Annotated in this window: 4 protein-coding genes and 1 pseudogene; all 5 read left to right on the plus strand. The window is 64.5% G+C overall.

From position 1 onward, the window contains the following. Window positions 1–2 precede the first annotated feature (2 nt). Window positions 3–1,154, plus strand: a complete 1,152-nt coding sequence (locus tag HUU99_RS08970; RefSeq protein ID WP_254603066.1) for an acyl-CoA dehydrogenase family protein — start codon at window positions 3–5, stop codon at window positions 1,152–1,154. 17 nt (window positions 1,155–1,171) lie between these two features. Beyond that, entirely contained in the window at window positions 1,172–2,380 is a 1,209-nt protein-coding gene (locus HUU99_RS08975; RefSeq protein WP_174286238.1) for an acetyl-CoA C-acetyltransferase, read from the plus strand. 2 nt (window positions 2,381–2,382) lie between these two features. Then, window positions 2,383–4,620, plus strand: a complete 2,238-nt coding sequence (locus HUU99_RS08980) for a 3-hydroxyacyl-CoA dehydrogenase NAD-binding domain-containing protein (protein WP_174286239.1) — start codon at window positions 2,383–2,385, stop codon at window positions 4,618–4,620. 1 nt (window position 4,621) lies between these two features. Further along, window positions 4,622–6,100 (plus strand): MFS transporter, encoded by a 1,479-nt coding sequence (locus tag HUU99_RS08985; RefSeq protein WP_174286240.1) that lies wholly within the window; start codon window positions 4,622–4,624, stop codon window positions 6,098–6,100. A gap of 463 nt (window positions 6,101–6,563) precedes the next feature. Beyond that, window positions 6,564–6,946 (plus strand): annotated as a pseudogene (locus tag HUU99_RS08990) (mannitol dehydrogenase family protein); the annotation flags it as partial.

The raw sequence follows: 6,946 nt of genomic DNA on the forward strand, positions 1-6,946 counted from the left end.
GCGTGACCGGCGCAGCATTGCAGAGCGGAGCTGGCGACGACGATGACACGCTAACGCTGTTCCGCGACACCGCCACGCGGTTCTTCGAGCGGCACGCGCCGGCTGAAGCGCTTGAGCGCTGGCGCGAGCAAGGCGTTGTCGATCGCGACTTCTGGCGGGGGGCGGGCGCTGCCGGCCTGCTCGCGCCATCGGTGCCGGAGGCATATGGCGGCGTCGGTGCCGACTTCCGCTACGAACTGGCAGTGATCGAGGAAATCGGGCGGCTCGGTCTTGAGGGCTTCGGTGCCCCCGTGCACAGCGCGCTTGCCGCGCCCTACCTCGTCCATTTCGCCACTGAACAGCAGAAGCGCGAATGGCTGCCCAAGGTGGTGTCGGGAGAGCTGGTGCTGGCGCTGGCGATGACGGAACCGGGGGCCGGATCGGACCTGCGCGGCATCCGCACCCGCGCGGTGCGCGACGGCGACGATTACGTCGTCGACGGGCAGAAGACCTTTATCTCCAACGGCCAGACCGCGGACCTGATCCTGCTCGCGTGCAAGACCGAGGGCGATCGGATTTCGATGCTGGTGGTCGAGGCCGCCTCGACGCCCGGTTTCATGCGCGGGCGCAATCTCAACAAGATGGGCCGCGAGGCCCAGGACACGTCCGAGCTGTTCTTCGAGAGCGCGCGGGTGCCGGTCGCCAACCTGCTCGGCCCGGAGGAGGGGCAGGGCTTCGAGCAGATGCGCGACCTGCTCGCCCAGGAGCGGCTGGTCATCGCGGCCATGGCGCAGGCGATGATGGAGCGCGCGCTGTCCCTGACACTGGCCTACACCAAGGAGCGTCATGCCTTCCGCCAGCCGCTGTTCGGGTTCCAGAACACCCAGTTCAAGCTGGCCGACGCCCGCACCCAGATCGCCGCCGGGCGCGCCTTTCTCGACAGCGGCGTCGCCCGGCACCTGAAGGGTGACCTCGATGCGGTTACCGCCGCGATGATCAAGCTTTGGATTACCGAGACGCAATGGAAGGTGATCGACGACTGCCTGCAGCTGTTCGGCGGCTACGGCTACATGGACGAATATCCTATATCGCGCCTGCTCCGCGACGCCCGGATCGACCGCATCCACGGCGGCGCGTCCGAGATCATGCGCACCATCATCGCCCGGTCGTTGTGATCGGGGAAAGGACCAACATGCCCGACGCCTATATCTTCGATGCGGTACGGACGCCGCGCGGCAAGGGCCGCAAGGATGGCGCGCTGCACGGCGTGACCTCGCTCGACCTCGCGACCCAGATGCTGGTCGCGTTGCGCGACCGCAACGCGCTCGACACGGCAGCGGTCGACGACGTCGTGCTCGGCTGCGTCAATCCGCTTGCTAGCCAGGGCGCCGACATCGCCCGTATCGCAGTGCTCAACGCCGATTACGCCGAAACGGTCGCCGGCGTGCAGGTCAACCGCTTCTGCGCCTCGGGACTGGAGGCGTGCAACATCGCCGCCGCCAAGGTGATGTCGGGAGAGGCATCGCTGGCGATCGGCGGCGGCGTCGAGTCGATGTCGCGCGTGCCGATGTTCTCCGATATGGGCGCGTGGTCGGCCGACCCGACGCCCGCTTTCAAGACCTATTTCGCGCCGCAGGGGATCGGCGCCGACCTGATCTGCGCGCTCGACGGTTTCACCCGCGACGATGTCGACGCCTATGCGGTCGAAAGCCAGCGGCGCGCAGCGCGGTCGTGGAAGGAGGGGCGGTTCGATCGTTCGGTGGTGCCGGTCAAGGACATCCTCGGGCTGACCCTGCTCGACCATGACGAGCATATGCGGCCCAACACGACGATGCAGACGCTGGGCGCGCTGAAACCTGCCTTCAAGACGCAGGGCGAGGCGTATTACGACGATGTCGTCCGCCAGCGTTACCCCGAGGCGGGCGACATCCCGCACGTCCATACCGGCGGCAACTCGTCTGGGATCGTCGATGGTGCCGCCGCCGTGCTGATCGGCACCAGGGAGATGGGCGAGGCGATGGGGCTCAGGCCACGCGCGCGGATCAAAGGCATGGCCTCGATCGGGTCCGAGCCGTCGATCATGCTGACCGGGCCGGAGAAGGTCGCCGCCAAGCTGCTGCGCCGGTTGGGCATGACCGCCGACGATATCGACCTGTTCGAGCTGAATGAGGCGTTCGCCTCGGTCGTCCTGCGCACCATGCGCGCGCTCGACGTGCCGCACGAGCGCATGAACGTGAACGGCGGTGCCATCGCGCTCGGCCACCCGCTCGGTGCCACCGGCGCGATGATCCTGGGAACGATGGTCGACGAGCTCGAACGATCCGACAAGGAGACCGCGCTCATCACTTTGTGCGTCGGAGCCGGCATGGGCACCGCGACCGTGATCGAGCGGGTGCAGTGACCATGGCCGACTTCACGATGACGGTCGGGGCGGACGGCGTGGCCGTCATCCTGTTCGACTGCACCACGCGCACGATGAACACGCTCACCGCCGCCGGCTGGGATGCGCTCGCCGCCCTGGTCGAGCAGGTCAAGGCCGATCCCGCGATCCGCGGCGCGGTGATCGCCTCGGGCAAGGACAATGGTTTCTGCGCCGGTGCTGATCTCGGCGAGATGATGGACTATGCCGGCGTCCGCCCCGCGGACGAGACGGCGCAGCGCGCGGTGTTCGACACATTGTTCAAGGCGAACCGCGTCGCGCGCGCGGTCGAGACCTGCGGCAAGCCGGTGGCGGCGGCAATCGGCGGCCTGGCGCTCGGCGGCGGGCTGGAGCTGGCGCTGGCCTGCCACCACCGCGTCGTCGCCGACGATCCGGCGATCCGACTGGGGCTGCCCGAGGCGACGATCGGCCTGCTGCCAGGCGGCGGCGGCACTCAGCGAGTCGGGCGGCTGCTCGGCATCGCGCGCGCCATGCCACTCTTGCAGGAGGGCGCGACGCTGAACCCGGCGCGGGCGCTGGAGCTCGGACTGATCGATGCGATCGTGGCGAAGGGCGAGGAGCTGGACGCGGCCAAGGCCTGGGTCCTCGCCGATGGCGATCCGGTTGCGCCGTGGGACCGTAAGGACTTCGCGCTGCCCGGCGGCGGTCCGTACAGCGAGAGCGGCAACGCCGAGTTCATCGCGGCGGCGGCGGGCGTGGCGAAGTCGGGGCTCGGCAACTATCCCGCCCGGATGAACATTGCACGCGCCGTGTATGAGGGCGTGCAGGTGCCGATGGACGCCGCGATCGTCATCGAGACGCGCTACTTCGTCGCGACCCTGCAGACACCGGCCGCACGTGCAATGATCCGCACCCAGTTCGGTTCGCTGCCAGCGCTGCGGCGCGGCGAGAGCCGGCCCGCCGGGATCGAGCGGGGGCCGCTGCGCAAGGTCGCGGTGCTTGGCGCAGGGATGATGGGTGCGGGAATCGCCCATGTGCTCGCGAAGGCAGGCATCGAAACCGTGTTGATCGACGTCAGCGTCGAGGCCGCCCAGAAGGGCAAGGCCTATTCCACCAAGCTGCTCGACCGCCTCGTCGCCAAGGGCACGACCTCGCGCGAAAGCGCCGGCACGCTGCTGGAGCGCATCCGCCCGAGCGGCGACTATGCCGCCGTTACGGGCAGCGACGCGGTGATCGAGACGGTGTTCGAGGATGTGAGCGTCAAGGCGGAGGCAACCGCGAAGGCGCTGGCTCATCTCGGGCCCGACGCGCTATTCGCGACCAACACCTCGACGCTGCCTATCGGCCGACTCGCGGTGGCGCACCCCGATCCGTCGCGCTTCATCGGGATGCACTTCCACTCGCCGGTGGACCGCATGGAGCTGGTCGAAGTGGTGATCGGTGAGGCCACTGGCCAGGCGGCGATCGCTCAGGCGCTCGATCTCGTACGGCAGATCGGCAAGACCGCGATCCTCGCGCACGATTCGCCGTTCTTCTACACCTCGCGCGTCTTCGACACGTATATTCGCGAGGGCATGGAGATGCTCGCGGACGGCATCGCGCCGCTGATGATCGACCATGTCGGCCGGCTGACCGGAATGCCGCGCGGGCCGCTGGAGCTGACCGACGATGTCGCCATCGATCTCGTCGACCGCATTGCACGCCAGCGCCACCTGTTGCTCGGCGACGCGGCCGACCGGCGTCGCTCGGACGATGTCGTTGACATGCTGATGGCGGCGGGCCGGCTCGGCCGCAAGAACGGGCGCGGCTTCTACGACTACGACGCGAGCGGGTCGAAGCGGGTTTGGAGCGGCCTCGGCGAACGCTGGCCGGTGACGGTCGCAAGCAGCTCGCCCGAGCTGATCGGCGAGATGCGCCGTCGCTTCCTGCATCGCCAGGCGGTGGAGGCGGCGCGCTGCCTTGCCGAGGGCGTCCTCGACGATCCGCGCCACGCCGATGTAGGCGCGATCCTCGGCTGGGGCTTCCCCCGGTGGACCGGCGGACCCGTCTCGTACATCGAGCAGATTGGCATCGGTCGGTTTGTCGAGGAATGTGACGTCCTATCGGCCCTTCTCGGTGAACGTTTTTCTGCCCCGGAGTCGCTACGCAATATGGTTCGGAACCGAACTAGATTTTACACACCAAACTCAGTCTTGCGCCGCGCCTATGGTCGGAACCAAAACCTGGTTAGCTTGGGACACGGTCACTGTGGGACTGATTGAAATGGATGAAGCAATCTCGCCTGGGACCGCGGCCGCACGGGGAATTCACAACGTTATCCGACTTGGACCATTACCGTTGGGACGGAAAGCTGGATACGCGGCGGGCCAGCTGGTCGATCTAGTCGTCAACAGCATGCTGAATGTCTTTGTCCTGTTCTACGTGACGGCAGTATGCGGTTTGCCAGGCGGTCTTGCCGGACTTGCGCTCGGTGCTGGGCTGATAATCGACGCTGTGATGGATCCGCTAATCGGGTCGCTTTCGGACGGCTGGCGCTCGCGCTTCGGCCGCCGAGTGCCGTTTATGCTTATATCGTTGATCCCGCTGATATTGACCTTCAACCTGATGTTTGCTTTGCCATCGACGCTCGGCAATACGGCACTGTTCCTGTGGTTAATGCTGTTATCTGTTTCTCTGCGAATATCACTTTCTGTGTTCACGCTTCCCTATCAGGCGCTTGGCGCGGAGATAAGCGATGATTATGCAGAACGTTCATCCATTGCAGCATGGCGCTGGGGGATAGGGATCTTGGGCACAGTCGCAGTGATCGGGTTAGGCTATGGAGTGTTCTTACGGGGCCCGGGTGGCGTGTCGCACCGTGCAGCATATTTACTACTCACATTTACTCTAAGTGGCCTCTTACTCGTAGGCGCATTGATCGCTACATGGGTCGGACTGGCAACGCGAGAGCGTCAGCACGAGACTATCGTCCCGAAGGAAGCTCTCCACGTCCGTCTGTTCAGCGAAATCACAGAAGTCTTTCGCAATCGCACATTCCGCATCCTCTTTTTTTCTAGTCTGCTGCTCAATATTGCTAGTGGGGTTAGTCAAGCATTAGCCCTTCATGTTGGAACCTTTTTTTGGCAACTTAATTCGGGCCAGTTGCAGGCCGTGTCACTCGCGGTTGTCGTCGGGCTGGTGCTTGGCGCACCACTCGCCGGATCGATTAGCACGCGGATCGAAAAACGCACTATGCTGCTGCTCGGCATGATTGGTGGCGCGATTTGTCAGGCGGTGCCGGTATCCCTTCAGCTACTTGGATGGTTACACCTAGTTGGCGGCGCGCGAACTGGCGTTCTTGTTTTCTTCGCAGTAGGTACAGGTCTCACGTTCGCAATCTCGGCTATAGCATTTCTTTCTATTATTCCTGACGCTGCCGACGAGCACGAGCATTTATTTGGAACAAGACGAGAAGGGCTTTACTTCGCGGGCTGGTCTTTTGCGACCAAGTCAGCCAGCGGCGCCGGAGTGCTGATTGCGGGCGTAGTACTTCAGCTCATCCGTTTTCCACCTCATCTCGCGGAGCAAGGCGCAGCGGCAGCCGCGCTGCCGCCGCAAACCATCATGTGGCTTGGTTTCGTTGGGGGGCCCGGCGCGGCCCTAATTTCCGTCGTGGGCATCGTGGTGGTGTCGCGTTACAATTTAAATAAGTGGGGCCATGCGCGGATTATGAAAGATCTGACGGCGCGTCGTGTGTGGTAAGTCCAATAATCCCCCGGACTGCGTATGGATCGAAAGGTAGATCGTTGCCGGCCTATGACCCAAAGACTAAGTGTAGAACGCGCCCGACCAACGAGCTGTGCGTTCGGCGGTCTGAACTGGCGCAACCTGTTCATCACGAGCCCGCGTGATTCATCCTGCCGCCATCCTGCACAAGATCGCCGTCGGGTTCAGCGTTGAAGTGTTGCCGCCTGAAACCTCCGTTCCCGGAGCGGGCGGCCCGTTTGTGTGCCGAGCGGGCTTTGCTGGGCCACCAGCGGACCCGTTCGCATACTGAAATCCGAACCAGCTTTCCGGGCTGCGCCCCGGGTCAACGCCCCGGTTCACGGTGAGCGCCGTCGATCGCACCGCAGAGTAGAAACGACATGAAGAGCCGAAACCCTATCCACGCCGGAATAAGCGAGGTCTCCGACATGCCATCACCGGTAGCGGGAGCAAGGATTCGATGATCCGGATTAGCAGAGAGGCGCTGCAGTACCTGCCGGCAGCCATCGAAAAGCCGAGCTTTGACACCGGATCACTGGGTCGAGGTATCGTCCACATCGGTCTGGGCGGCTTTCATCGAGCGCACATGGCCCGCTACACGCACGATCTCATGAACGAGGATGCGGCGGCCCTCGCTTGGGGCATCGTAGGCGCCGGACTTCGGCTTTCGGACAAGCCCTTGCTTGAAGCACTGGCGGAACAGGACAACCTCTACAGCCTAACGGAGGTGGAGGGTCGGACGAAGCGTCGAACGACGATCGGTTCTCTGGCGGCCGTGATCGACGCCTCATCCTCGACGGACGAGCTTCTTGCGGCGATAGCGGATCCTCGCACGCGCATCGT

It is taken from the genome of Sphingomonas bacterium (genome assembly GCF_903642285.1).
Taxonomy (GTDB): domain Bacteria; phylum Pseudomonadota; class Alphaproteobacteria; order Sphingomonadales; family Sphingomonadaceae; genus Sphingomonas.